Below are 23,001 nucleotides of genomic sequence, written 5' to 3'. Positions count from 1 at the left end.
GAGTCTAGCGCCCTGACCCCGCCGCCGTGTCGAGCGCCGCCGCCCCTATCTGACCGGGCACGTCGGACCCGGAGGCGTCGTACCAGGTGATCCGGGGGTCACGCCGGAACCATGCCCGTTGCCGTCGCGCGTACCGGCGTGTCCCGGTCACCGTACGGTCGACGGCCTCGGTGAGGCTCAGTTCTCCGGCGAGGTGGTCGAGGACCTGGGAGTAACCGATGGCCTGTCCCGCGGTGGACTCACGCTGCAGGCCCTGGGCCACCAGTGAGCGCACCTCGTCGACGAGGCCGGCCTCGAACATCCGGTGGACCCGCGCCTCCAGGCGGGGGTTCAGCCACTCCGCGTCCGCGGCCAGCCCCACGATGGTCGTCCCCCAGCGTGTGGGGCGGTCCTTCGGCGGCTGGGAGGCGGAGAACGGGCGCCCGGTGAGTTCGATGACCTCCAGGGCACGCACCGTACGTCGTTCGTCCCGGTCCTCGATGACGGCCGCCGCCTCCGGGTCCCGCTGCGCCAGGACGGCGTGCAGCCGCCCGACGCCGACGCGGTGCAGTTCCTGCTCCCACTTCTGCCGGACCCGGGGATCCGTCGGGGGCAGGTCCCAGGCGTCGAGCAGCGCCTGGACGTACATCATCGATCCTCCGACGATCACCGGTGTCCTCCCGCGGGACCGGATGGCCTCGACATCGGCGGCGGCAGCGTCCCGGTAACGGGCGACGGACGCGGCCTGCGTCACGTCGAGGACGTCGAGCTGGTGGTGCCGGATTCCACGACGGTCGGCGACGGGGAGTTTCGCGGTCCCGATGTCCATGCCGCGGTAGAGCTGCATGGAGTCGATGTTGACGACCTCACCGTCGAGCGCCTCCGCCAGGACGAGTGCCGCCTCGGATTTACCTGAGCCCGTCGGCCCGACCACCGCCACCGGGCGTGGCGGTCGTTGGAGTTCTGTCATGTCCGCCGAGTCTACGGCCGGAACCGGTGGCGCGGTAACGGGCCCGGACGGTCTGCCATAATGTCAGGCAGAACCGTCAATCAAACGAAGGACGACCGATGAATGTCCCGAAGCCCGGCCCCCGCCCCGGAGCCGCCCCTGTCAGCACGACTGTCGCACCGTCCGTGGCGGATGCCGCCGCCCACGGCCGGATCGACGAGGACGGTGTGGTCTGGTTGTCGACCACCACGCCCGGCGACAGCTCCCCGGCGAGCGAGCGGCGCATCGGCGAGTGGAAGGCGGGCAGCGTCGACGAGGGGCTGGCACACTACGCCCGACGCTTCGCTGACCTGGCGACGGAGGTCGAGGTCCTGGTCGCCCGCCTGGGCACGCACCCCGAGGAGGTCTCCCGCGTCCGTGCGGACGCGGTCCGACTGCGCGACGGTCTGTCCGAGGCCGCGGTTCTCGGAGACCTTGCCCGCCTGGACGCCCGGCTGTCGGAGCTGATCCTCTCCGCTGACCAGGTTGAGTCCCGGCTGAGTGAACGTCGGGGCGAGCTGGTTGCCGAGGCAGAACGTCTCGCCGGGTCAGGTACGGACTGGAAGGCAGACGGAGACCGGCTGAAGCAGATCGGCGATGAGTGGAACGCTGCCGGAGGGGACCGTGCCGCAGGCAAGGACCTGGCGCGTCGCCTGCGGGCCGCCCGCGGGGCATTCAACGACCGCCGGGGCAGTCACTTCGCCGACCTGGACAAACAACGTGACGCAGTCCGCCGTGTCAAGGAGAACCTTGTCGCCCGGGCCGTGGCGCTCCAGAACTCGACCGACTGGAACTCGACCGCACGGGCGTACCGTGACCTCATGTCGGAATGGAAGGCGGCCGGCCGGGCCCGTCGTGCCGACGACGACCGACTGTGGGCCGAGTTCCGGCACGCCCAGGACGTGTTCTTCGACGCCAGGGCCGAGGACAACCGCCGCCGGGACGAGGAATTCGGGAGGAACGCCGAGGCCAAACAGGCCCTTCTGGACGAGTACGACGGGCGCATCGACCCGTCGGCTGACCTTGACCGGGCACGTGACCTGCTGCGGGAACTACAGGAGAAGTGGGACGAGCTCGGCTTCGTCCCGCGTGACCGGGTCAGGGAGTTCGACGAGAAGATCGGTGCCCTGGAGTCGCGGGTGAGTGACTTCGCGGAACACCAGTGGAAGAAGACCGACCCCGAGGTCGAGGCACGGGTGGCACAGTTCCGGGCGAAGGTAGACCAGCTAAACACCGACGCCGACGCCGCGGAGAAGAAGGGGCGCCACGCCAAGGCCGCTGACCTCCGAAGCCAGGCCGAGCAGTGGCGTACGTGGGCCCAGACTGCAGCCGACGCCGCAGCACAGACGACGGGTGGCCCCGCCGACGACTAGGCGTCTGTCTCGGGAGCCCCGGTACCGTCGCCGACACCGTCCTGTGAGCGCTCGGTCCCGTCGGTACGGTCGGTCCCGTCGGTCCGGCGGCGGGACCGCACTTTCTCTCTCCGGTCGTCGACCAGGTCGACGTCCTCCCGGGGGGCAAGGCCGGTCCGCAACACAAGCTGGGCTGCCCGCGACTCCTCGTCCCGTCCTGCTGCGGCACGACGCTTCTCCGCGATCGCCTTCTGGACCGCACCCCTGCGCAGCAGCCTGCTCGACAGGGCGACGAAGATGATCACCATGCCGACGAACCCCATGACCAGGCCGAAGGAGGGGCCGTCACCCGGCTCTGTCGGCGGACGGGACTGCCGCATCCCGATCGCCAGGACCGCGTAGAACCAGCCGATGCCGGTCAGCGTCCAGTTGAACCACGCCACCATGGACGACCGCGAGACGACGGTTCCCAGGGTCAGCAGGACCCCGCCGACCAGGGCCAGCCACACGTAGATCCGTTCCGGGAGAGTCGTGACGAAGGTCTGCGCCGTGTCCGAGTAGAACAGGACGTCGTAACCGTGGACCGCACCCGAATGCGGCATGAAGATCGACACGAGCACGACGACCATCCCGCACACCAGCGCCGGCAGCGACGAACCGAGCACGATCGTCGACGCAGCGCGACGTTCCGCGGTGGCGAGGTCTCCCCCGGCATCGCGTTCGAGCTCCTCGACGTGACGGTCCAGCGCCTCGCGCCGTCGCTGGTTGACTGCCTCGCGACTCTCGCCGCCTGTGCCCACCGTCTTACTCACACCCACATCCTCCACTCTGAGCCGCGGGCGCAGCAGGGCGCCCGATTCCTGGCAGGCCGAGGCCCACCCCTGTCCCCACCGGTGCCGTCGTGGGCACCGTACCGGCCTCCGACATGTCACCGGCGACCGTCCGACGGTGGGCGTGCACACCTGAATCCGCCAACAGGAAGTGCGGTGCCGAACCAGTGACCGTGACCTCCACGACATCACCGGGTCGGACCGCAGTCTCCCCCGGAGCGAAGTGGACGAGTCGGCCGTCCCGGGCACGACCGGACATGCGTCGCGTTGCGGCGTTCTTCCGGCCGCCGCCGTCCTGCACGAGGAGTTCGACACGCCGACCCACCTGGGCTGCGTTGTCCTCGCCGCTGATACGCTCCTGCAGCTGTTCCAGCCGCGCGTACCGGTCCTGGACCACCGCCTTGGGGACCTGGTCGGGCAATGTCGCGGCCGGGGTCCCGGGGCGCGGCGAGTACTGGAAGGTGTAGGCGCTGGTGAAGCGCGACTCCTCCACGACGCGCAACGTCTCCTGGAAGTCCTCCTCGGTCTCTCCGGGGAATCCGACGATCAGGTCGGTGGTGATCGCCGCGTCCGGCATCCGCTCCCGGACTTTCTCGAGGATGCCGAGGAACTTCTTCGACCGGTAGGACCGGCGCATCGCCTTGAGGACACGGTCCGACCCGGACTGCAGAGGCATGTGGAGCTGCGGGCACACGGCCGGAGTCTCCACCATCGCGTCGATGACGTCGTCGGTGAACTCCGCCGGATGCGGGCTGGTGAAGCGCAGCCGCTCCAGACCCTCGATCTCACCGCACGCCCGGAGCAGCTTCGAGAACGCCGTCCGGTCGCGGTCCACCTCCGGGTCCGAGAAGTTCACACCGTAGGCGTTGACGTTCTGTCCGAGCAGGGTGACCTCGCTGACCCCCTGGTCGACGAGGGCCCGGACCTCGGCCAGGACATCACCGGGGCGGCGGTCCTGCTCCGCGCCCCGCAGTGAGGGGACGATACAGAAGGTGCAGGTGTTGTTGCACCCGACCGACACACTGACCCACCCGGCGTAGGCGGACTCGCGCTTCGCCGGGAGTACCGACGGGAACTGCTCGAGCGAGTCGGCGATCTCTACCTCGGCACGCTCGTTGTGGGCACTCCGCGAGAGCAGCGCGGGCAACGACCCCATGTTGTGGGTGCCGAAGACCACGTCGACCCACGGCGCACGGTCGACCACGGCGGTCTTGTCCTTCTGGGCCATACACCCGCCGACGGCGATCTGCATGCCGGGGTGCTGTGCCTTGACCTCCTTGAGCTGACCGAGGGTGCCGTAGAGACGGTTGTCGGCGTTCTCCCGGACGGCGCAGGTGTTGAACACGACCACGTCGGGGGTGACGCCGCCGGCGGCCGGGACATATCCGGAGCTCTCCAACAGCCCGGACAGACGCTCGGAGTCGTGGACGTTCATCTGGCACCCGAAGGTGCGGACCTCATACGTTCGGGAGTCCCGGCGGTCAGACCGGGTCATTTCTGCAGTACTACGGGTTTCAACCACGGTCCCCGAGTGTAGTCCAGTACCCCCGGTCCGACCGAAAGGCCGACCGCCTTCTACCATTCCGGAACTGCACACTTCCGATTGTTTACCGGATCGTAACGTGACTCAGGCCTCACCGGGTTCCCCGAAGCGGGGGAAATAACATTAGACTCCACCTATGACTGCTCAAGAGAATGCTTCAAGCATGATCACCCTCACCGGGGTGAACAAGTACTTCGGCGACTTCCAGGCCCTGAAGGACATCAACCTGGACATCCCCTCGGGCCAGGTGGTGGTGGTCCTCGGCCCGTCCGGCTCCGGAAAATCCACGCTGTGCCGGACCATCAACCGGCTCGAGACCATCGACAGCGGGGACATCCACATCGACGGCGAACTCCTCCCCGAGGAAGGCAAGGACCTCGCCCGGCTGCGGTCGGACGTCGGTATGGTGTTCCAGTCCTTCAACCTCTTCAGCCACATGACCATCCGTGACAACGTCACCCTGGCCCCGATGAAGGTCCGCAAGACGTCGAAGGCCGACGCGTCCGCCACCGCCGACCGGCTCCTCGACCGCGTCGGAATCGCGGTGCAGGCCGACAAGTACCCTGCCCAGTTGTCCGGTGGACAGCAGCAACGTGTCGCCATCGCCCGGGCACTGGCCATGGAGCCGAAGGTGATGCTCTTCGACGAGCCGACCTCGGCGCTGGACCCCGAAATGATCAACGAGGTCCTCGATGTCATGGCCGACCTCGCCGCCGGAGGAATGACCATGGTGGTGGTCACCCACGAGATGGGTTTCGCCCGGAAGGCGGCCGACCGTATCCTCTTCATGGCCGACGGTGCCATCGTCGAGGACACCGACCCGGAGACCTTCTTCACCAGCCCGTCGTCCGACCGCGCCAAGGACTTCCTGGCCAAGATCGTCGGACACTAGAGGGCGGTGGCAACCATGACGACCACAACAGTCACCGTCTCGTCACCGGCCCGGAGACACCGCCGGCTGGCACGCCGGGTCACCGCCACCGTGGTGGCGGCGGCAGGCGTACTGGCCCTGGCGTCCTGCGGAAACTCCGAGCCACGGTCGCTGCTCGACGACATCGAGAGCGGCAGTGTCACCCTCGGCACCAAGTTCGATCAACCCGGCCTCGGCGAACGCACCCCGGAGAAGGAGTTCGTCGGCATGGACGTCGACGTCTCCCGCTACGTCATCGAGTTCATCGCGGACAAGCACGGCTGGGACGTACCGGACATGGAATGGCGTGAGACCCCCTCGTCGCAGCGAGAGACCCTGATCAACAACGGCGAGGTCAACATGATCGCCGCGAGTTACTCCATCAACGCCGGCAGGTTGGCCGCCGTCGACTTCGCCGGCCCCTACATGGTCACCCACCAGGGGCTGCTGATCGAGGCGAAGACCGGCATCACCGGCCTGGCCGACGTCAAGGACGGGATGCGCCTGTGCTCGGTCTCCGGCTCCACTCCCGCCCAGAAGGTCAAGGAGGCCCTCCCCGGAGTCCAGCTCCAGGAGTTCGACACCTACGCCGCCTGCGCCGAGGGCGTCAAACAGGGCGTCGTCGATGCCCTGACCACGGACGCGACGATCCTCGCAGGCTTCGCAGAGCGCTACAGAGAGCGCTACAACGATGATTTCCGGGTCATCCAGCTGCAGAACCCGGACGGGTCGTTCTGGACCGACGAACACTACGGCATCGGCCTGCCCAAGGGCGACGGTACCGACCGTGAGGCCGTCAACGAGGCGTTGGAGGAGATGTACGCCTCCGGGGCCTTCGAACAGATCGTCAAGGACAACCTCGGAGAGGACTTCGAGATCGGGCCGAAGCCCGACATCGGCGACCTCTCCTTCACAGAAGACTAGAACCACAACTGAAAGGAAGGAGGTACCGACATGAATCCCGATCTCTGGGCCGAGATGGGCCCGCAACTGCTCCCGGTCTTCTGGGTGACCATCAAGCTCACCTTCTGGTCTGCCCTTGGTGCGATGATCCTCGGCACGATCCTCACCGCGATGCGTGTCTGTCCCGTCGGCATCCTGCGTACCGTCGCAACCGCCTACATCAACACCGTGCGCAACACTCCCCTGACACTCATCGCCCTGCTGATGTCTTTGGGGCTGTACTACCAGCTGAACCTTCTGCTGGCCTCGAATTCCAGCGAGAGCTTCATCGAGCAGCAGAACTTCCGTCTGGCGGTGCTGGCGTTCATCCTCTACACCTCGACCTTCGTGGCCGAGTCCCTGCGGTCCGGCATCAACACGGTGCCCTTCGGCCAGGCTGAGGCCGCGCGCTCCCTGGGTCTCAGCTTCACCCAGAACTTCCGGCACGTGGTCTTCCCCCAGGCATTCCGGGGCGCCATCGTACCGCTGGGTAACACGTTGATCGCACTAATCAAGAACACGACCATCGCTTCGGTCATCGGCGTGGGTGAAGCATCCCTGCTGATGAAGACCATGACGGAGAACTACGCCAGTGACCTGCTCATCATCTTCGCCGTCATCGCCGCCGGCTTCATCATCCTCACCCTGCCGACCGGACTCCTGTTCGGCTGGGCAGGCAAGCGTTGGACGGTGAAGCGCTGATGTCGACCCGAGCCACAGTTCTCTATGACACCCCCGGCCCCAAGGCGGTCCGGTTCAACCGGATCCTCACCGTTGCCACGGTCATCGTCCTCCTTCTGATCCTGGCCTCCGTGCTGTGGAAACTGGGCGACGGCGGGCAGCTGGACAAGGACAAGTGGGAGGTCTTCTTCTACTCGACCACGTGGACGACCTACATTCTCCCGGGGCTGCTGAACACCATCCTCGCCGCGGTCTTCTCGATCGTTCTCGCGCTGGTCATCGGCGCGGTACTCGGCATCGGACGCCTGTCGACCGTGCGCGCAGTGCGGTGGATCTGCGGCATCATCGTCGAGTTCTTCCGTGCCATCCCCGTGCTGGTGCTGATGCTGTTCGCGTACGCCTTGTTCGGTCTGTACGCGGTATTCCCCTCGTCGATGATGGGATTCGCGGCCGTGGTCTTCGCGTTGACGATGTACAACGGTTCAGTCATCGCCGAGGTGCTGCGCTCCGGCATCGAGTCGTTGCCCAAGGGGCAGTCCGAGGCTGCGTCGGCGCTCGGCCTGTCCTGGGGACAGACGATGCGGAAGATCCTGCTGCCCCAGGCTGTTGCCGCGATGCTGCCTGCCATCGTGTCGCAGATGGTCATCGCGTTGAAGGACTCCGCGCTGGGCTACATGATCGGCTTTGTCGAGGTGGTGCGCTCCGGCCGCCAGCTCGGCGAGTTCTACGGGGCGATGCTGCCGGCCCTTCTGGTCACGGCGGCGATCATGATCCTGATCAACTTCGGGCTGTCGAAGCTGGCCGAGAGGATCGAACATCAGCTGCGTGCCGGTCGCGCCCGACGGAACATCGCGGCGAAGGTCCCCCACCAGAAGGACCAGGGGATCGACACCAAGGACACCGTGAATGTCGACTGGCATGCCGAGGGGCACAAGGACCTCAGGTCCACGGCCGACTAGGTGTCAGCGGTGCCGGGGTCTCATTCCCCGAGTTCCTCGATCCTGTGGTCGAGGGCCTCGCGGGCCAGTGTGAGACTCCTCCCCTCCGGAAAGCCGCGCCGCGCCGCGACACCGACGATACGGCGTAGTGCCTTGTCGTATTCCCGGCGGTCGGCGGGGGGCCGGGACACCGTGCCCGCCTTCTTCTCGACCAGCGCCCGCAGAATCGCGTCCTGGTCGTCGGGGTCGACCTGGTCGAGGGCCTCGTCGATGATACGGGGTGCGACGCCTTTGTCACCGAGCTCGCGTCGGAGCACCGACACGGACTTGCGTTGGTTGTGCTGCCGCTGCCTGACCCATTCACGGGCGAACCGGGTGTCGTCGACCATCCCGTTGGCGATGCACCGTTCGACGACCACCTGCACCAGCCCGGCGTCTGCCGGCTCACCGTCCGGCCCCGTGGTCTCGGTCAGCCGACGGCGCAGTTCTTCGACCGACCGGTCTCGGTGGCTGATCAGCCGGGTGGCTCTGCTCTTCAGGGGGGCGAGGCGTTCCTCCAGCCGCTCGTCGATGAGTTCGCCGTCACCGTCGCCCCGTTGCACGGCGGCGATCGCCGCCTGCAGCTGCTCGATCGTGGCGGAGTTGTCCGCGCCGGATTCGGACATCAGTTCACTCCGCCTTAGTCGTCGTCCTCATCGTCGAAGGTCGGAACCACGCTGATCGGCACATTGTCGGGATCCTCGATGCCCGGCACGTCCATGACCTGGTCACCGTCCGTCGTCGCAGCGTCGGCGGCTGCACCTCCGGCGTAAGGCCCCACCTGCAGCGTACGCATGATGCTGTCCTCGATCTCGGCCGAGAGATCCGGGTTGCCCTTGAGGAACTCGCGTGCCTTCTCCTTGCCCTGACCGAGCTGATCACCCTTGTAGGTGTACCAGGAGCCGGACTTCTTCACGAGCCCGTTGTCGACGCCCAGGTCGATGATCGACCCCTCGCGCGAGACACCTTCCCCGTAGAGGATGTCGAACTCGGCGATCTTGAACGGCGGGGACACCTTGTTCTTCACGATCTTCATCTTGGTGCGGTTGCCGACCGCGTCCTGACCGTCCTTCAGGGTCTGGATGCGGCGGACATCACATCGTACGGAGGCGTAGAACTTCAGTGCCTTACCACCGGTCGTGGTCTCCGGGGAACCGAACATGACCCCGATCTTCTCGCGCAGCTGGTTGATGAAGATCGCGGTGGTCCCGGTCTGGTGCAGGGCCCCGGTCATCTTCCGCAGCGCCTGGCTCATCAGGCGTGCCTGGAGTCCGACGTGGCTGTCGCCCATGTCACCGTCGATCTCGGCCTTCGGGGTCAGGGCGGCCACGGAGTCGACCACGATGATGTCGATGGCACCGGAACGCACGAGCATGTCGGCGATCTCGAGCGCCTGCTCACCGGTGTCCGGCTGAGACACCAGGAGGTTGTCGGTGTCCACGCCGAGCTTCTTGGCGTAGTCCGGGTCCAGGGCATGCTCCGCGTCGACGAATGCGGCGATGCCACCGGCCTTCTGTGCTTCGGCGATGGCGTGCAGGGCCACCGTGGTCTTACCGGAGGACTCCGGACCATAGATCTCGACGACACGCCCGCGCGGGAAGCCACCGAGTCCCAACGCCACGTTGATCGCGATGTTGCCCGACGAGATGACCTGGATCGGAGGACGGTTGTCGTCGCCCAGGCGCATGACCGCCCCCTTGCCGAAGTCCTTCTCGATCTGGGACATCGCCAGATCAAGTGCCTTCTGGCGGTCAGCACCGGCGTTACCGGTCGTGCTCTTCTTCTTGGTGGCCATGTGCCCTCATCTCCGTTTTCGTTCTCGACACTGCCGGAACAGCAGCGCCCGTCAGTCTCCCCGTACAGAGAGACTCACCGGGACCTCCGGAGGTTCCCTCCGGACGTGGTCGGCATCGACGAGTATTTCTACCGTGCCGAGTGGACACACCAGACAATACACGAACCTGTGTTCGATAACAGTCGACACGCAGTCCGCGCGACCGCCCCGGCTGTCAGAGGTCCTCGCCCAACCGCCGTTCCGGCGGCACGTCGAAGTCGTCACACAGCGCCAGCCACACCTCCCTGAGGTTGTGCCCCTGCTCGACAAGCTCACCCGGGGTCGCGCCGAGGCCCGCCAGAACATGACTCCCGGCGATCCAGCTACCGAAGGAATCGCCGAACTCCCCGTGAACCAGTCGGTCGAACTCCGTGCGTCGCATGCCCACCACGCTAACAGACACCCCGGGCCGCGCAGATCTTGAACACCGTACAAGCTTCAGTCTAGAGTTCTTCACATGGTGAACTCATCGACCCTGACCCCGGCGACGTCCACGCGCCGGTCCACTGCCGCCGACATCGCACTGATGGCGACCTTTGCCGCGCTGATCATCGTGCTCGGCGCCGTGACGATCCCGGTCGGCGCCCTGGGGGTGCCGATCGTCCTGCAGAACATGGGTGTGGCGTTGACGGCCATGATCCTCGGGTGGAAACGAGGCGGTCTCGCCGTGGCCCTGTTCATCGCCGTCGGGTTTGTCGGAGTCCCCAACATGGCGGGCTGGAAACCCGCCCTCGCCGCCGTCGCCGGCCCGACTGTCGGATACGTCGTCGGGTACATCGTGTCCGCCGTCGTCATCGGGGCGATCGCCCAGCTGGCACCACGTCGGCACGCGGGGCGGGTCGGCGTGTTCGTCGCCGCCGGCCTCGTCGGAGTCTGCGTCCAGTACCTGTGCGGCAGCGTCGGGCTGGTACTCCGGACGGGCATGGACTTCGTCGGCGCACTCGTGTCGAACACCCCGTTCATTCCCGGCGACATCGTCAAGGTGGTCGTGGCCGCCCTGATCGCCGCCGCGGTCATCCGGGCGCTCCCCGACCTCCTCCCGTCGTCGGGCCGCGGCGAAGGACACACCGGGGTGACGCAGTGACGGTCAGCTTCCGTGACGCCTCGGTCACCGCCGACGGAACGACGATCCTGCACCCGGTGAGTCTGGAGCTGACCGAACAACGTATCAGCATCATCGGTGCCAACGGCTCAGGCAAGTCCACACTGATCCGGCTGATCAACGGCCTCACCACAGCGACATCCGGGTCCGTCGAGGTCGACGGCGTCCCGGTCGGACGCCGGGGGCGTCGGGTACGCGGATCGGTCGGGTTCCTGTTCTCCGACCCGGACAACCAGATCATCATGCCCAGCGTCGCCGAGGACGTCGCTTTCTCGCTACGCGGCACAGGCCTGAACCGTGCACAGATCAACGAGCAGGTCGCCACTGCCTTGGCGCGGGTGGGCCTGACTGGCAGGGAAGAGCAGTCTCCCCATCTGTTGTCCGGCGGTGAGAAGCAGATGCTCGCCCTGGCGTCGATCACGGCGTTGAGTCCGCAGGTCATCGTCGCCGACGAACCGTCCTGTCTCCTCGACCTGGTGAACCGGAACAGACTGAGAAGAACGCTGGACTCGCTGCCGCAGCAGGTCATCACCGTCACCCACGATCTGGAACTCGCCGCGGATGCCGACAGGACGATCTGCGTCGCCCGGGGCCGCATCGTCGACGACGGCCCCCCGGACACGGTGATCTCCGCCTACACACGCAGGATGAACGAGGCGACGGCATCGTGATCAGCCCGTCCCGCGTCCCCCTCGGCATCTACTTCCCCGGTACGTCACCGCTGCACCGCGCCGCCCCCGGACTCAAACTCAGCGTCCTCGGTGTGTTCCTCGTCGCCTCCGCGGTCGTGGTCGACACCTGGGTCGGCGGCTCGGTGTGTGTCGCACTGGTCGCAGCGGCCGCCCTGGTCGGAAGGATTCCTCCCCGCCTGATGCTGCGTCAGGTGGTCGGGGCGCTCCCCCTCCTCTTATTTCTGGGGCTCATGCTCTGGTGGCGGGCTGACGGGCACCAGGCGGTCACCATGATGCTGGTCCTGTTCGCGGCCGTCACCGGCGCCGTGACTCTCACACTGACGACCCGGGTCTCGGAACTCATGGACACCTTCGACCGGCTGTTGTCCCCGTTCGCCCGGGTCGGCCTCCCGGTCGACCAGGTCAGTCTGGCACTGACCCTGACCATCAGGTTGATTCCACTCCAGGTCCAGGCCGTCAACGAGGTACTCGACGCGCGACGCGCCCGCGGCAACCGGTCCGTCGGCCTGTCACTGACGGCCTTCGGTGTGCCCGTCGTCGTGAGGACGGTCCTGCGCGCCCGGGCGATCGCTGACGCACTCCGCGCCCGCGGCGCCGCCGACTGAGCCTGAAGCGGGCAACACGGGGCACGCGTTCGACTTCCACCCCGCCCATCACCGCGGTCACCGTGACCACGGTCTCCGAGGACTCGAACGACGCGTCACGCAACTCGACGAGCGCAGGTCATCCCGCGAGACGGCACTCCAGGTGGCTGCCGCGCGTTCGTCGAACTCTCCGACAACTCCGCCAGGACGCGTTCCCGGTCAGCCGCCGTCGCACGCAGCGTCGATGCCCCTTCTGCCCCGGGCTGCGGTCGTGTGGCGTCGCCAGGTGATGCAGCTTACCCCACCCGGAACCCGATGCCCCGGGTCCGTGCACCACCCGGGCGGCTACTCGCCCCGGAGCTCACGCATCTTCTGGGCGACAGCATCGTTGTTGACGGCCTGTGCCTGGGGCTGCGCCTGGTTGATGGCCTGCTGGGCGTTGCTGCCACCGCCCACCGCGTTCTGCCCGGCAGCGCCCGCCCCCATCTCCGCACGCAACTGCTCCAGCCGCGAGTGACCGGCCATCTGCACGCCTGCCTGCTCCACCTCGGCCATACGGCCCTGCACCGAGTTCTCCGCCAACTCAGCCTGCCCCAGGGCGTTGGAGTAACGACGTTCGATCTTCTCGCGGACCTGGTCGAGGTTGGGCGAGTCAGCGCTGGCGGCACGGTCCATCGACTGCAGCGACTCCGCGACCTTCTCCTGCATCTTCGCCTGCTCGAGCTGGCTGAGCAGCTTGGTCCGCTCGGAGACCTTCTGCTGAAGCTGCATGGAGTTACGTTCCACCGCCTTCTTCGCCTGGTCGGCCTGCTGAAGCGACTGGTCGTGCAGCTGCTTCATGTCCTCCACGGACTGTTCTGCGGTGACCAGCTGTGCAGCGAACGCCTCTGCCGCGTTCTCGTACTCGACGGCCTTCTGGTTGTCGCCCTCAGAACGTGCCTTGTCCGACAAGGTCAACGCCTGCTTGGTATTGGCCTGAAGCTTCTCGATCTCCGCGAGCTGGCGGTTCAGCTTCATCTCGAGCTGACGCTGGTTGCCGATGACCGCCGCCGCCTGCTGGGACAACTGACGGTGCTGGTTCTGCGCCTCGCGGATCGCCTGCTCGATCTGCACCTTCGGATCGGCGTTCTCCTCGATCTTCGAGTCGAACAGTGCCATGAGGTACTTCCAGGCCTTCGAGAACGGGTTTGCCATGAGTCTGAACGTCTCCTTCGGACGGGCGGTGCGATCGCAGAGTTGAGGTTAACCAGGAAAGTATATCAGTGGGAAACGACGGACACCGGTTCGACCGGAGTCGCGGCCGTCAGTTCGGCGGCAGCGGCGTCGAAGGCCATCATGGCGGCCGCCTCGATGATCACCTGGGACACCCTGATCCCCAGGGCCATGCAGACGCTGGCCAGGAGTTCGGAGGACACTTCCTTACGGCCCCGCTCGAGCTCCGAGAGGTACCCGGGGCTGACATTCGCGGCAACGGCAAGTTCCCGCAGTGTGCGGTGGGAGTCTTCGCGGAACCCGCGGAGCGTCGCCCCGAGTGCCTCACGCAACAGCGGTTCGGCGAGGGTCGTGGAGACCGCGTCGACTCCCGCCAGGTCGACGTCGGGTCGTTCTTTCTCGAGTACCGAAGTGTGCTTTGCCATCACCGTCTCCAACGGTTGGGGATCCCTTTTTGTTCCCGGTCAAGTTTAGACCACCCGCCGGGTGACCGCCGCGGGAGTGTCACGGAGTCGTCCTCCGGGCGGACCGGTCTAGTCCTCTCTAGTCCTCGGACACGGCGGCGAGCGCGTCCAGCGCATCGACGGTGTCGATGGCCAGGGAGAGCGCCCGGGCGGTCGTCGCCGCCCGGATCGCCGCCCGTCGATCCGGGTGGGAGGACGGCGGGTCCGTCGTCTCGGAGGCGTCGAGGGCCACCACATGGTCGACGGCGGCCTCACCGTCGCGGGACGGCGACCACACCGCGATGAAGACCTCACCCACCGGGTGTCCGTCCTGACTGTCCGGGCCGGCGACACCGGTGACCCCCAGACCGATGTCCGCCCCGCAGCGGGTCGCCGCACCCCGGGCGAGTGCACGGGCCACGTCCGGATCGACCGCACCCCGCGCATTGAGCAGGCCTTCGTCGACGCCGGCGAGAGTCGACTTGAGGTCGGTCGCGTAGACGATGAGCCCCCCGCGCAGCACCGCCGAGGCTCCCGGAACATCGGCGATGGTCGAGGCGACGCTCCCGGCGGTGAGAGACTCCGCCGTCGCCACCGTCACACCCGCCGATGTCGCGGCGGACACCAGTCGACGGGCGAGGATCCCGGAGAGGGACGGACCGGTGGACTCAGTCATCCGACCGGTTCCGGGAATCCAGCAGGTACTGCACTCCGGTGACCACGGTCACCAGGACAGCGACGCCCACGAGCGGGTAGGTGATCCAGTTGGTCCACTCAGGCAACGGCGCAATCACGAGAGCGATGGCCAGGGTCTGCAGCACGGTCTTGAGCTTGCCGCCCTTCGAGGCCGGGACAACCTTCCCCCGCCGGGCCAGGACCATCCGCCACACCGTGATACCGAGTTCGCGGAAGACGATGACCACAGTCACGGGCCACCACAGGTCGCCCAGGATGTTCAGCGACACCATCGCCGAAATCATCAACGCCTTGTCCGCGATCGGGTCGGCGAGCTTTCCGTAGTCGGTGATGACCTCGTACCGGCGGGCGAGGAACCCGTCCAGCTGGTCGGTCGCCATGAGCACGCAGAAAGCCACCAGCGACCACCAGCGCAGCGCACTGTCGAGATCCCTCTCCCCCGCCAACGGCCCGGCAGCGATCAGCAACCAGACGAAGACCGGGATCAGGACGATCCGGACCGTCGTCAGGACGTTGGGGAGGTTGAACCGGTGGACAGCGCGTCCGAAGGAGGACCGACGGGCGCCGGCGGGCGTGCCGTGGCCTCCGTGGTCGTTCGCGTCGCTGTTCTGCATCTCGTGCTGCGTCTGTTGCACCCTTCACATCCTACCCAGTGCCCCCGGAAGTTGGTGCACCGACGGTGGTCAGTTTCAGTCGCGGGAGCTCGCCTCGACCGACGACCCGTCAGCCGCACCGTCGCCGACGTGCTCCCCAGCGGCCTCCGCCCGGGCATCGCGCTTCGACTTCACCAGGCTGGCGATCACGGTCACGGTCAGCACACCCACGATGACGATGAGGGACACGACGGTCTCGACCTCAGGTGCCCCGAGCACCGGCTCACCACCGTTGATGAACGGCAGGCCGTTCTCGTGCAGGGCGTGCAGCACCAGCTTGACCCCGATGAAGGCCAGGATGATCCCCAGACCGTAGGGCAGGTACACCAACCGGTCCAGCAGCCCGTCCAGCAGGAAGTACATCTGACGCAGGCCAAGCAGGGCGAAGGCGTTGGTCGTGAACACGATGTACGGCTCCTGGGTGATGCCGTAGATCGCGGGAATGGAGTCGAGCGCGAACATGAGGTCCGTCATACCGATGGCCACGAGGCAGACCAGAAGCGGTGTCACGGCGCGCTTGCCGAGACGACGTACCAGGAGCTTGTCACCGCTGTAGTCGTCGGCGACAGGGACAGCCTTGTTGAGGACCTTGATCAGCTTCATGTCGCTGGGGTCCCGCGCCGGCTGGTCCGACAGCTCGTCACGGACCACGGTGTAGGCCGTCCACAACAACCAGATGCCGAAGATGTAGAAGATGTCCGACCACGCCTCGATGGCCGCGGCACCGAAGGCGATGAAGATACCCCGGAACACCAGCGCCAGGGCGATGCCGATGAGCAGGACCTTCTGCTGGTACTCGCGGGGCACCTTGAAGGTCCCCATGATGAGCGCGAAGATGAACAGATTGTCCACGCTCAGCGCCTTTTCGGTCACGTAGCCCGTGAAGAACTCGACACCGTGGGCGTGCGGGTCACCCGGTTCACCCCAGGTGAACCAGAGGAACACGCCGAAGGCACACGCGAGCCCGACGTAGAAGAGGCTCCACCAGGCGGATTCCTTGATGGAGGGAGCGTGGGGGGTGCGCACATGCGCGTAGAAATCGAAGATGAAGAACCCGGCGATCACCGCGATGGTGATGATCCAGGTGAGTGCGTTGACTTCCATGACTGGTCGAAACCTCCGGTCGGCTAGGTGGACCGGAGGTCTCCCCCACCACCGGAGTTCGTCCTGGTGGCCGGCACGACCGGGGACCGATGACGGTCGCCGTGTTGACGATCAGTGCCGCGGGCGGGGTACTCCCCTCCTGACTCTTCAGGACTCTACCAGAACGCCACTAGAATGCGCCCGTCGTGTGGGAGGGGTCGGCTCTGACGACACGGGTGTCCTGCTCACCGACGACGGGAATCTCGCCGGTCGGATCACTGTCCTGCCCCGCGTACCCTCCGTCGTGGGTGTCGTCGTACCCACTGCCGTAACCACCGTCGGCACCGTCGTCGTAGACGTCGCCGCTGTCGGGCTCCGCCCCCGGGGCGTCCTTCGGTGCCTCAGCCGGGTCAGCGCCCTTGAGCATCCAGATGATGGTGTCCAACTCCTCGGGCTTGACCAGCACATCGCGCGCCTTCGACCCCTCGGACGGGCCGACCACACCGTGGGTCTCCATGAGGTCCATCAGGCGTCCCGCCTTGGCGAACCCGATACGCAGCTTCCGTTGCAGCATCGAGGTCGAGCCGAACTGGCTGGTGACCACGAGTTCCACGGCCTGCAGCAGATCCTCCAGGTCGTTGCCGATGTCCGGGTCGATGTCCTTCTTGGCCTCGGCGGCCTTGTCCTCGGTCACACCGTCGGTGTAGTCGGGTTCCGCCTGGTCCTTGGCCGCGTCAACAACCGCCTGGACCTCTTCGTCGGTGACGAAGGCACCCTGCATGCGCAAGGGCTTGCCGGCACCCTGGGGGATGAACAGGCCGTCACCCATACCGATGAGCTTCTCCGCACCACCCTGGTCGAGGATGACCCTCGAGTCGGTCAGGGAGGACGTCGCGAACGCCAGCCGGGACGGGACGTTGGTCTTGATCAGCCCCGTGACCACGTCCACCGACGGACGCTGGGTGGCCAGGACGAGGTGGATACCCGCGGCACGCGCCTTCTGGGTGATCCGCACGATGGCGTCCTCGATCTCCTTGGGTGCGGTCATCATGAGATCGGCGAGCTCGTCGACCACACAGACGATGTAGGGGTACGGACGGTACTCCCGTTCGGACCCGGCCGGGGTGGTGATCTCCCCGGACTTGACCTTCCGGTTGAAGTCCTTGATATGGCGCACGCGGGTGGACTTCATGTCCATGTAGCGCTGTTCCATCTCCTCGACCAGCCAGGTCAACGCCGCGGCAGCCTTCTTCGGCTGCGTGATGATCGGGGTGACCAGGTGGGGGATGCCCTCGTAGGGGGTCAGCTCCACCATCTTCGGGTCGATGAGGATCAGCCGGACGTCTTCGGGCGTGGCCCGAGTGAGCACCGACACCAGCAGGGAGTTGACGAAGGCGGACTTACCCGAACCGGTCGAACCGGCGACCAGCAGGTGCGGCATCTTCTGGATCGAATGGGCCACGAAGGTGCCCTCGATGTCCTTGCCGAGGCCGATGAGCATCGGATCGGGTTCGCTGCTCACGTTCGGGGCGTTCAGGACGTCGCCGAGACGCACCATCTCACGGTCGCTGTTGGGGACCTCGATTCCCACAGCGGATTTGCCCGGAATCGGGGTGAGCAACCGGACGTTGTCGGTCGCCGCCGCATAGGCGAGGTTCGACTGCAGGTTGGTGATCTTCGAGACTTTCACACCGGGCCCGAGTTCGATCTCGTACCGGGTCACCGTCGGCCCGCGGGAGAACCCCGTGACCTGCGCGTCGATCTTGAACTCCTCGAAGACGTCGGTGATTGCCTCGATCATGCGGTCGTTGGCGGCACTGTGGGTCTTCGCCACCTCTCCCGGGACCAGAAGTTCGGTCGACGGCAGCAGGTACTCGGCGGAGGTGACGTCACCGGCCGTCCGGACCGATCCGCCGTCGGAGGCGTCCGGTGTCGGGTCCTCGTCCGGCACCGCGGGGGTCGGCGCTGCGGAGCCGGAGCGTGCGAGGATCCGCCGTCGGGTCTCCTCCCTCTCGTCCGTGGCGCTCCGCGCCTCCTGCTCAGTCGTCCGGGCAGGTGCCGCCGCGCTCGCGGCCACCGCAGACGGTGCGGCTGCCCCGGCACCAGGCACGGCCGATGCCGCCGGAGAAGCGAGCAGATCGTCGTCGATGCCTGTCGCTGCGTCGGATGCCCGTCGCGGTGATCGGGCTGACGGTGACGCGGGGGCCGAGGGGGTCGCCCGTGTCGCTGACGTCGTGGTGGCCGCGCTGTCGTCCACCGTCGGCGCATCGAGGTCGTCCTCGACGGGCGTCGGCGTGGACTCTCCCCGGAACACCAGGGTTGCGTGGTCGTCCTCCCGGGGATCCACAGGGTAGTTGTCCATCGGGCTCGTCGCCCGTGTGGGACGAGAAGGTCGCGGGGCCGGCCGGTCACCGGCGACTTCCGTGCTCCGCCGCCCGCGGCTCGTCGCCCGCGGCGCCCGGTCCTGCCTCACCGCGTCGTCGAGCTCACGGTCCACCGAGGCGTACTCGTCGTACTCGCCGCTCTCGTCATAGCCGTCGTACTCACCGTAGTCCGACAGATCGCCGTGCCTGCCGTCACCGCGACGTGCGCGCGCACGGTAGCCCAACCATCCCGCGAGCGAGGACACCAGTTGCCGGACGGTCATCCCGGTGAGTTGGAGCGCCCCGTAGACGATCACCATCAGCAGCAGCGGGACCGCAACGTACTCGCTGAACCCCACCGCCATCGGCGTGCCGATGAACTGGCCGACGATGCCACCCGCGGACGCACGTCCGTCCACCTCCGACGGTTGCCCGGCGAAGATGTGGATCATGCCCAACACGGCGAGAACCACGATCCCCACCCCGATGCCGAGCCGTAGCCGCGAACGCTGGGTGGTGTCGACACCGACCATCAGGATCCATGCGGTCGCCGCCAGCACCACCGGCACCAGCAGCGCTGCGGCGCCGATGACGTAGGTCAACACGAAGTCGATGCCTGCACCCACCGCACCACCGACGCCGAACCAGGACGTTCCGGCGACGACCAGAGCGAGGGCGAGTGCTCCCAGGGCCGCTCCGTCAGAGTGTCCGCCGACACGCACGCGGGAGCCACCGGCGGTACTGTCGTCGGTCTCCTGCTGTCCGGCGTCGTCCGTCACCGCGGCGTCGTCCACGTTCCTGGTCGCTCCTTTCGCCGTCGAACGGCGGTTCTTCTTCGAGTCACTGGCACGGTCCAGGACAGTGGTGGGCAACTCGTCCACGTCGTCGTAGCCGGACGCCGCAGCTGCCCTGTTGTCCGGTGCGCCCGGGCCGTCCGGCGCATCCGGCACCCTCACCGACAGCTTCCGTGCCAGTCCTCCGATACCACGGGAGAACCCGCCGACCATGGATCCGACAGAGGAACCGACGGCACCGAACGCTCCACCGGTACGTTCAAAGTCCGTCGTATCGTAGGACGGTGCACGACGTGCACGGGCTGCGGCGGCTGGAGTCTTCGCCGAGGTCCCCGTCGACGGTCGGGACGATCGCCCAGTGGAGCGCCGGGACGGAGCCCCGGGAGAGTTACGCGTGCGACTGGTCGTTGACATGCGCGCCAGTCTATCCCGCCGACCCCACCAATAACAGTCGCAACACGCGTCACAGCAGTGACACGCACGACATCCCCGGCTACAGGCTGACTCTGCGGACCTGGTCCTCGTCACCCTCCACGGTCACGTCGCAGTCCTTGATCCGTCCGTAAATCCACAGGAGAAGCTCGCCGGCGTCACCGGTGACGGTCACTCCCGGAGCGGTGTTCCCCAGTGTCACGGACTCCCCGCTCCCGTCGGTCCGTACCAGGGTGACAGCAACCCCGGAACCCCGGATAAGCCCGCGCGCCATCTGCCTGACCGCACCCCACAGGGTGTCCCGGGTAGCTTGCGGGAGATCCCGGGGCTCCCACTCCCCTCCCCCACGGCGGACGTCCTCATGGTGCACGAAATTCTCGCCGAGGTTGATGAACCGGTCGCCCAGCCGCATCGGGTTCCAGACCGGCGGGCCGGCGCGGTAGTACTCCACCAGCCGACCGTAGTCACGACCGGCGTAGCTCCGAGTCAGTGACTCGAGGTGGCCTTCCAACGGGGCCAGGAACATCCCCGCCATCGCATCGGGACGGTACTCACGCAGCACCAGGTGAATCGCCATGTCACGCGTCATCCACCCCTCGCACAAGGTGGGTTCGTCCGGCCCCAGAGACAGCAGAAGGTCCGCCAGTGCCTGGCGTTCATCGTGAGAGACAGTCATGTCTCCCGATGCTACGCCGGGCCCTGGCGGACCGTCAGCAGTCGGCCTGATCCGTCACAGGGAAGGAACGTGGTCCTCCGGGTCGAGCTCTTCAACGATCTCGCTGGTCATCGGGACCACGGTCGGCACGATGAACGGCTCACGCTTCCACTTGTCCTTGACGAACTTGGCGACCTTGCGACGCAGGGTCTGTGCCATCCGGTAGGGGTCGCTCTCGCCCTGACCGGACTGGTCCAGCATGACGTTGTCGACGAGTTCGGCGACCTGGCGCATCATGTCCTTGGACGCGTCCGAGAAGCCACGGGCCTGGACCTGCGGATCCTCCAACGGGCGACCGGTGCGGTTGTCGATGACGACCGTCACCGAGATCAGACCGCCCTCGGACATCGCGGTGCGGTCCTCGAGCTCCTCGGCTCCCACGTCGCCCATGGTGACGCCGTCGACGTAGAGGTTGCCGACCGGGATCTGCCCGACCACGGAGGCCTGGCCGTTGGCGAGATCGACGACGACGCCGTTCTGCGCCAGCACGGTGTGGTCACGCGCGACGCCGGTGGAGATCGCCAGCTCGCGGTTGGCGCGCAGGTGACGCCACTCACCGTGCACCGGCATGGCGTTGCGCGGGCGGGCGGCGTTGTAGAGGAACAGCAGTTCGCCGGAGTAGCCGTGACCGGAGGTGTGCACCATCGCGTCCTTGCCGGTGATGACCTCGGCGCCGATCTGGGACAGCATGTTGATCACACCGAACACCGCCTCCTCGTTGCCGGGGACCAGCGACGACGACAGGACGATCAAATCGCCGGGGCGCACCGTGATCTGACGGTGCTCACGGCGGGCCATGCGCGACAGTGCGGCCATCGGCTCGCCCTGGGTACCCGTGGTGATCAGGACGACCTTGTGCGGCGCCATGCGGCTGGCCTCGTCCATCGAGACGATCGTGCCGCGCGGGGCGGTCAGCAGGCCGAGGCGCTCGGCGATCTCCATGTTGCGGATCATCGAACGACCGTTGAAGGCGACCTTGCGACCGGCGGCCACAGCGGCGTCGACGGCCATCTGCACGCGGGCGACGTTCGAGGCGAAGGACGCGATGATCACGCGCTGCTTGGCCTCGGTCACGATCCGGCGGAGGTTCGGTCCGATCGCGGCCTCCGACGGCGATACACCCGGGGTCGTGGCATTGGTCGAATCGCACAGGAAGAGGTCGATGCCTTCGTCGCCGAACCGCGACAGGGCCGGGAGATCCGTCGGCCGACCGTCTGCCGGGGTCTGGTCCAGCTTGACGTCACCGGTGTGCACGACGAGACCGGCACCGGTCTTCAGGGCGATGCCGAGGCACTCCGGGATGGAGTGGCCGACGTTGAAGAAACGGATGTCGAACGGTCCACGGCTCTCGTGGGACGTGTCGTCGACCTCGATGAGCTTCGGGCGCAGGCGGTGCTCCTGGCACTTCGCGGCGATCAGTGCGCAGGTGAAGCGCGAGCCGATGATCGGGATGTCCGCGCGCTGCTTGAGCAGCCACGGGATGGCGCCGATGTGGTCCTCGTGTCCGTGGGTGACCACCAGGGCCTCCACCCGGTCCCACTTGTCGTCCAGGTAGGAGAAGTCAGGCAGGATCAGGTCCACGCCGGGCTCACCGGAGGACGGGAAGAGCACGCCGCAGTCGATGATGATGATGCGGTTGTGGTACTCGAAGACCGTCATGTTGCGGCCGATCTCGGAGATACCGCCCAGGGCGATGATCCGCAGACCGTCCTTGGGGGCCTTCGGCGGCTTCGGGAGCCGCTGGGTGAGGTCGGCTCCCTGCATGGTCTGCACGGCATTGCGGCGACGGTCACCGCCGCCCTGGTTGCTGCGGTTGCCGCGGTTGCTGTTCCCACCCTGGTTGCCCTGGTTGCCCTGGTTGCGACCACCACGGTTACGGCTGTTGCCGGAGTTGTTGCCGTTGCCGCCGTTGTTGCCACGACCGCGGGACCGGCGCGACCGGGAACGGTTGCCGTTCCCGGCGTTGTTGCCGGAGCCCTTGTCAGCATTTTTGCCGGCGCCCGATTCTGCTGCGGTGTCCTCCGCACCGGAGGTACCGGCGCTCTCCGGGACCTGCTGCGCTTCGGAGGCTGCGGCGCTGGCCTGCCCGCCGTCGTTGAAGGTGGCGGTCACGTCCGCGGCGCTGGTGTCGGCGCTCGGCGGCGCCGCCTTCCGGGTCACCTTGCGTGCCCGGGAACGGTTCTCAGTCATAGTGTC

The 23,001-nt window shown here is 66.9% G+C and carries 22 protein-coding genes; 8 read left to right on the top strand and 14 right to left on the bottom strand.

The annotated features are described in order from the left end of the window. Window positions 1-4: 4 nt before the first annotated feature. On the bottom strand, window positions 5-949 hold the full coding sequence (gene miaA, locus PQI66_RS01885) for a tRNA (adenosine(37)-N6)-dimethylallyltransferase MiaA (RefSeq protein WP_339995560.1): 945 nt from the start codon (window positions 947-949) through the stop codon (window positions 5-7). A gap of 98 nt (window positions 950-1,047) precedes the next feature. Here miaA and PQI66_RS01880 point away from each other — a divergent pair, with 98 nt between their 5' ends. Continuing rightward, a complete protein-coding gene (locus tag PQI66_RS01880; protein ID WP_339995558.1) occupies window positions 1,048-2,340 on the top strand; it encodes a DUF349 domain-containing protein in 1,293 nt (430 codons plus the stop codon). Here PQI66_RS01880 and PQI66_RS01875 read toward each other — a convergent pair. Both PQI66_RS01875 and miaB read right to left on the bottom strand, forming a co-directional pair. Then, window positions 2,337-3,131, bottom strand: coding sequence for an Rv2732c family membrane protein (locus PQI66_RS01875; RefSeq protein ID WP_339995556.1), 795 nt, complete (start codon window positions 3,129-3,131; stop codon window positions 2,337-2,339). The two genes, PQI66_RS01880 and PQI66_RS01875, sit on opposite strands and share 4 nt — an antisense overlap. Next, window positions 3,124-4,644: a tRNA (N6-isopentenyl adenosine(37)-C2)-methylthiotransferase MiaB gene (miaB, locus tag PQI66_RS01870; RefSeq protein WP_339995554.1), complete on the bottom strand. Its 1,521-nt coding sequence runs from the start codon at window positions 4,642-4,644 to the stop codon at window positions 3,124-3,126. The genes PQI66_RS01875 and miaB overlap by 8 nt, the downstream gene beginning before the upstream one ends. A 211-nt stretch (window positions 4,645-4,855) precedes the next feature. On the opposite strand from miaB, the gene PQI66_RS01865 reads away from it, so the two are divergent. The 4 genes from PQI66_RS01865 to PQI66_RS01850 are packed head-to-tail and all read left to right on the top strand — an operon-like array spanning window position 4,856 to window position 8,184. Continuing rightward, entirely contained in the window at window positions 4,856-5,584 is a 729-nt protein-coding gene (locus PQI66_RS01865) for an amino acid ABC transporter ATP-binding protein (protein WP_339995993.1), read from the top strand. A 15-nt stretch (window positions 5,585-5,599) separates the two neighbouring features. After that, complete coding sequence (locus PQI66_RS01860; RefSeq protein WP_339995553.1) at window positions 5,600-6,526, top strand: transporter substrate-binding domain-containing protein; 927 nt, start codon at window positions 5,600-5,602, stop codon at window positions 6,524-6,526. 30 nt (window positions 6,527-6,556) lie between these two features. Beyond that, entirely contained in the window at window positions 6,557-7,246 is a 690-nt protein-coding gene (locus PQI66_RS01855; RefSeq protein WP_339995551.1) for an amino acid ABC transporter permease, read from the top strand. Further along, complete coding sequence (locus PQI66_RS01850; RefSeq protein ID WP_339995549.1) at window positions 7,246-8,184, top strand: amino acid ABC transporter permease; 939 nt, start codon at window positions 7,246-7,248, stop codon at window positions 8,182-8,184. Before PQI66_RS01855 ends, PQI66_RS01850 begins: the two co-directional genes overlap by 1 nt. Window positions 8,185-8,204: 20 nt before the next feature. On the opposite strand, the gene PQI66_RS01845 is transcribed toward PQI66_RS01850, so the two are convergent. The 3 genes from PQI66_RS01845 to PQI66_RS01835 form a co-directional block, all read right to left on the bottom strand. Beyond that, a complete protein-coding gene (locus tag PQI66_RS01845) occupies window positions 8,205-8,828 on the bottom strand; it encodes a regulatory protein RecX (protein WP_339995547.1) in 624 nt (207 codons plus the stop codon). Window positions 8,829-8,842: 14 nt separating this feature from the next. Continuing rightward, window positions 8,843-9,997: a recombinase RecA gene (recA, locus tag PQI66_RS01840; RefSeq protein WP_339995545.1), complete on the bottom strand. Its 1,155-nt coding sequence runs from the start codon at window positions 9,995-9,997 to the stop codon at window positions 8,843-8,845. 214 nt (window positions 9,998-10,211) lie between these two features. Then, window positions 10,212-10,418, bottom strand: coding sequence for a DUF3046 domain-containing protein (locus tag PQI66_RS01835; RefSeq protein WP_339995544.1), 207 nt, complete (start codon window positions 10,416-10,418; stop codon window positions 10,212-10,214). 75 nt (window positions 10,419-10,493) lie between these two features. On the opposite strand from PQI66_RS01835, the gene PQI66_RS01830 reads away from it, so the two are divergent. The 3 genes from PQI66_RS01830 to PQI66_RS01820 are packed head-to-tail and all read left to right on the top strand — an operon-like array spanning window position 10,494 to window position 12,435. After that, a complete protein-coding gene (locus PQI66_RS01830) occupies window positions 10,494-11,120 on the top strand; it encodes a biotin transporter BioY (protein WP_339995541.1) in 627 nt (208 codons plus the stop codon). Then, a complete protein-coding gene (locus tag PQI66_RS01825; RefSeq protein ID WP_339995539.1) occupies window positions 11,117-11,809 on the top strand; it encodes an energy-coupling factor ABC transporter ATP-binding protein in 693 nt (230 codons plus the stop codon). Before PQI66_RS01830 ends, PQI66_RS01825 begins: the two co-directional genes overlap by 4 nt. Further along, window positions 11,806-12,435, top strand: coding sequence for an energy-coupling factor transporter transmembrane component T family protein (locus PQI66_RS01820; protein WP_339995537.1), 630 nt, complete (start codon window positions 11,806-11,808; stop codon window positions 12,433-12,435). The genes PQI66_RS01825 and PQI66_RS01820 overlap by 4 nt, the downstream gene beginning before the upstream one ends. 324 nt (window positions 12,436-12,759) lie before the next feature. Here PQI66_RS01820 and PQI66_RS01815 read toward each other — a convergent pair whose 3' ends face one another. From PQI66_RS01815 to PQI66_RS01780, 8 genes are all read right to left on the bottom strand, one after another. After that, window positions 12,760-13,608, bottom strand: coding sequence for a PspA/IM30 family protein (locus tag PQI66_RS01815; protein ID WP_339995535.1), 849 nt, complete (start codon window positions 13,606-13,608; stop codon window positions 12,760-12,762). Window positions 13,609-13,673: 65 nt separating this feature from the next. Beyond that, the gene (locus tag PQI66_RS01810) at window positions 13,674-14,051 is read right to left on the bottom strand and encodes a helix-turn-helix domain-containing protein (protein WP_339995533.1); all 378 of its coding nucleotides are present in this window, start codon (window positions 14,049-14,051) and stop codon (window positions 13,674-13,676) included. A 118-nt stretch (window positions 14,052-14,169) separates the two neighbouring features. Then, the gene (locus PQI66_RS01805; RefSeq protein ID WP_339995531.1) at window positions 14,170-14,745 is read right to left on the bottom strand and encodes a CinA family protein; all 576 of its coding nucleotides are present in this window, start codon (window positions 14,743-14,745) and stop codon (window positions 14,170-14,172) included. Further along, window positions 14,738-15,379, bottom strand: a complete 642-nt coding sequence (gene pgsA / locus PQI66_RS01800) for a CDP-diacylglycerol--glycerol-3-phosphate 3-phosphatidyltransferase (protein WP_339995991.1) — start codon at window positions 15,377-15,379, stop codon at window positions 14,738-14,740. The genes PQI66_RS01805 and pgsA overlap by 8 nt, the downstream gene beginning before the upstream one ends. A gap of 75 nt (window positions 15,380-15,454) precedes the next feature. Next, complete coding sequence (locus PQI66_RS01795; protein WP_339995529.1) at window positions 15,455-16,522, bottom strand: TerC family protein; 1,068 nt, start codon at window positions 16,520-16,522, stop codon at window positions 15,455-15,457. Between the two features lie 169 nt (window positions 16,523-16,691). Then, window positions 16,692-20,072 (bottom strand): DNA translocase FtsK 4TM domain-containing protein, encoded by a 3,381-nt coding sequence (locus tag PQI66_RS01790; RefSeq protein ID WP_339995527.1) that lies wholly within the window; start codon window positions 20,070-20,072, stop codon window positions 16,692-16,694. A gap of 79 nt (window positions 20,073-20,151) precedes the next feature. After that, window positions 20,152-20,766, bottom strand: a complete 615-nt coding sequence (locus tag PQI66_RS01785) for a TIGR03085 family metal-binding protein (protein WP_339995525.1) — start codon at window positions 20,764-20,766, stop codon at window positions 20,152-20,154. Window positions 20,767-20,820: 54 nt separating this feature from the next. Next, the gene (locus PQI66_RS01780; protein ID WP_339995523.1) at window positions 20,821-22,995 is read right to left on the bottom strand and encodes a ribonuclease J; all 2,175 of its coding nucleotides are present in this window, start codon (window positions 22,993-22,995) and stop codon (window positions 20,821-20,823) included. Between the last annotated feature and the right edge of the window lie 6 nt (window positions 22,996-23,001).

Origin of the sequence: Corynebacterium sp. USCH3 (assembly GCF_037619475.1) — a bacterium.
In the GTDB taxonomy this organism is placed as follows: Bacteria; Actinomycetota; Actinomycetes; order Mycobacteriales; family Mycobacteriaceae; genus Corynebacterium.
This window is presented reverse-complemented; position numbering and strand designations above follow the sequence as displayed.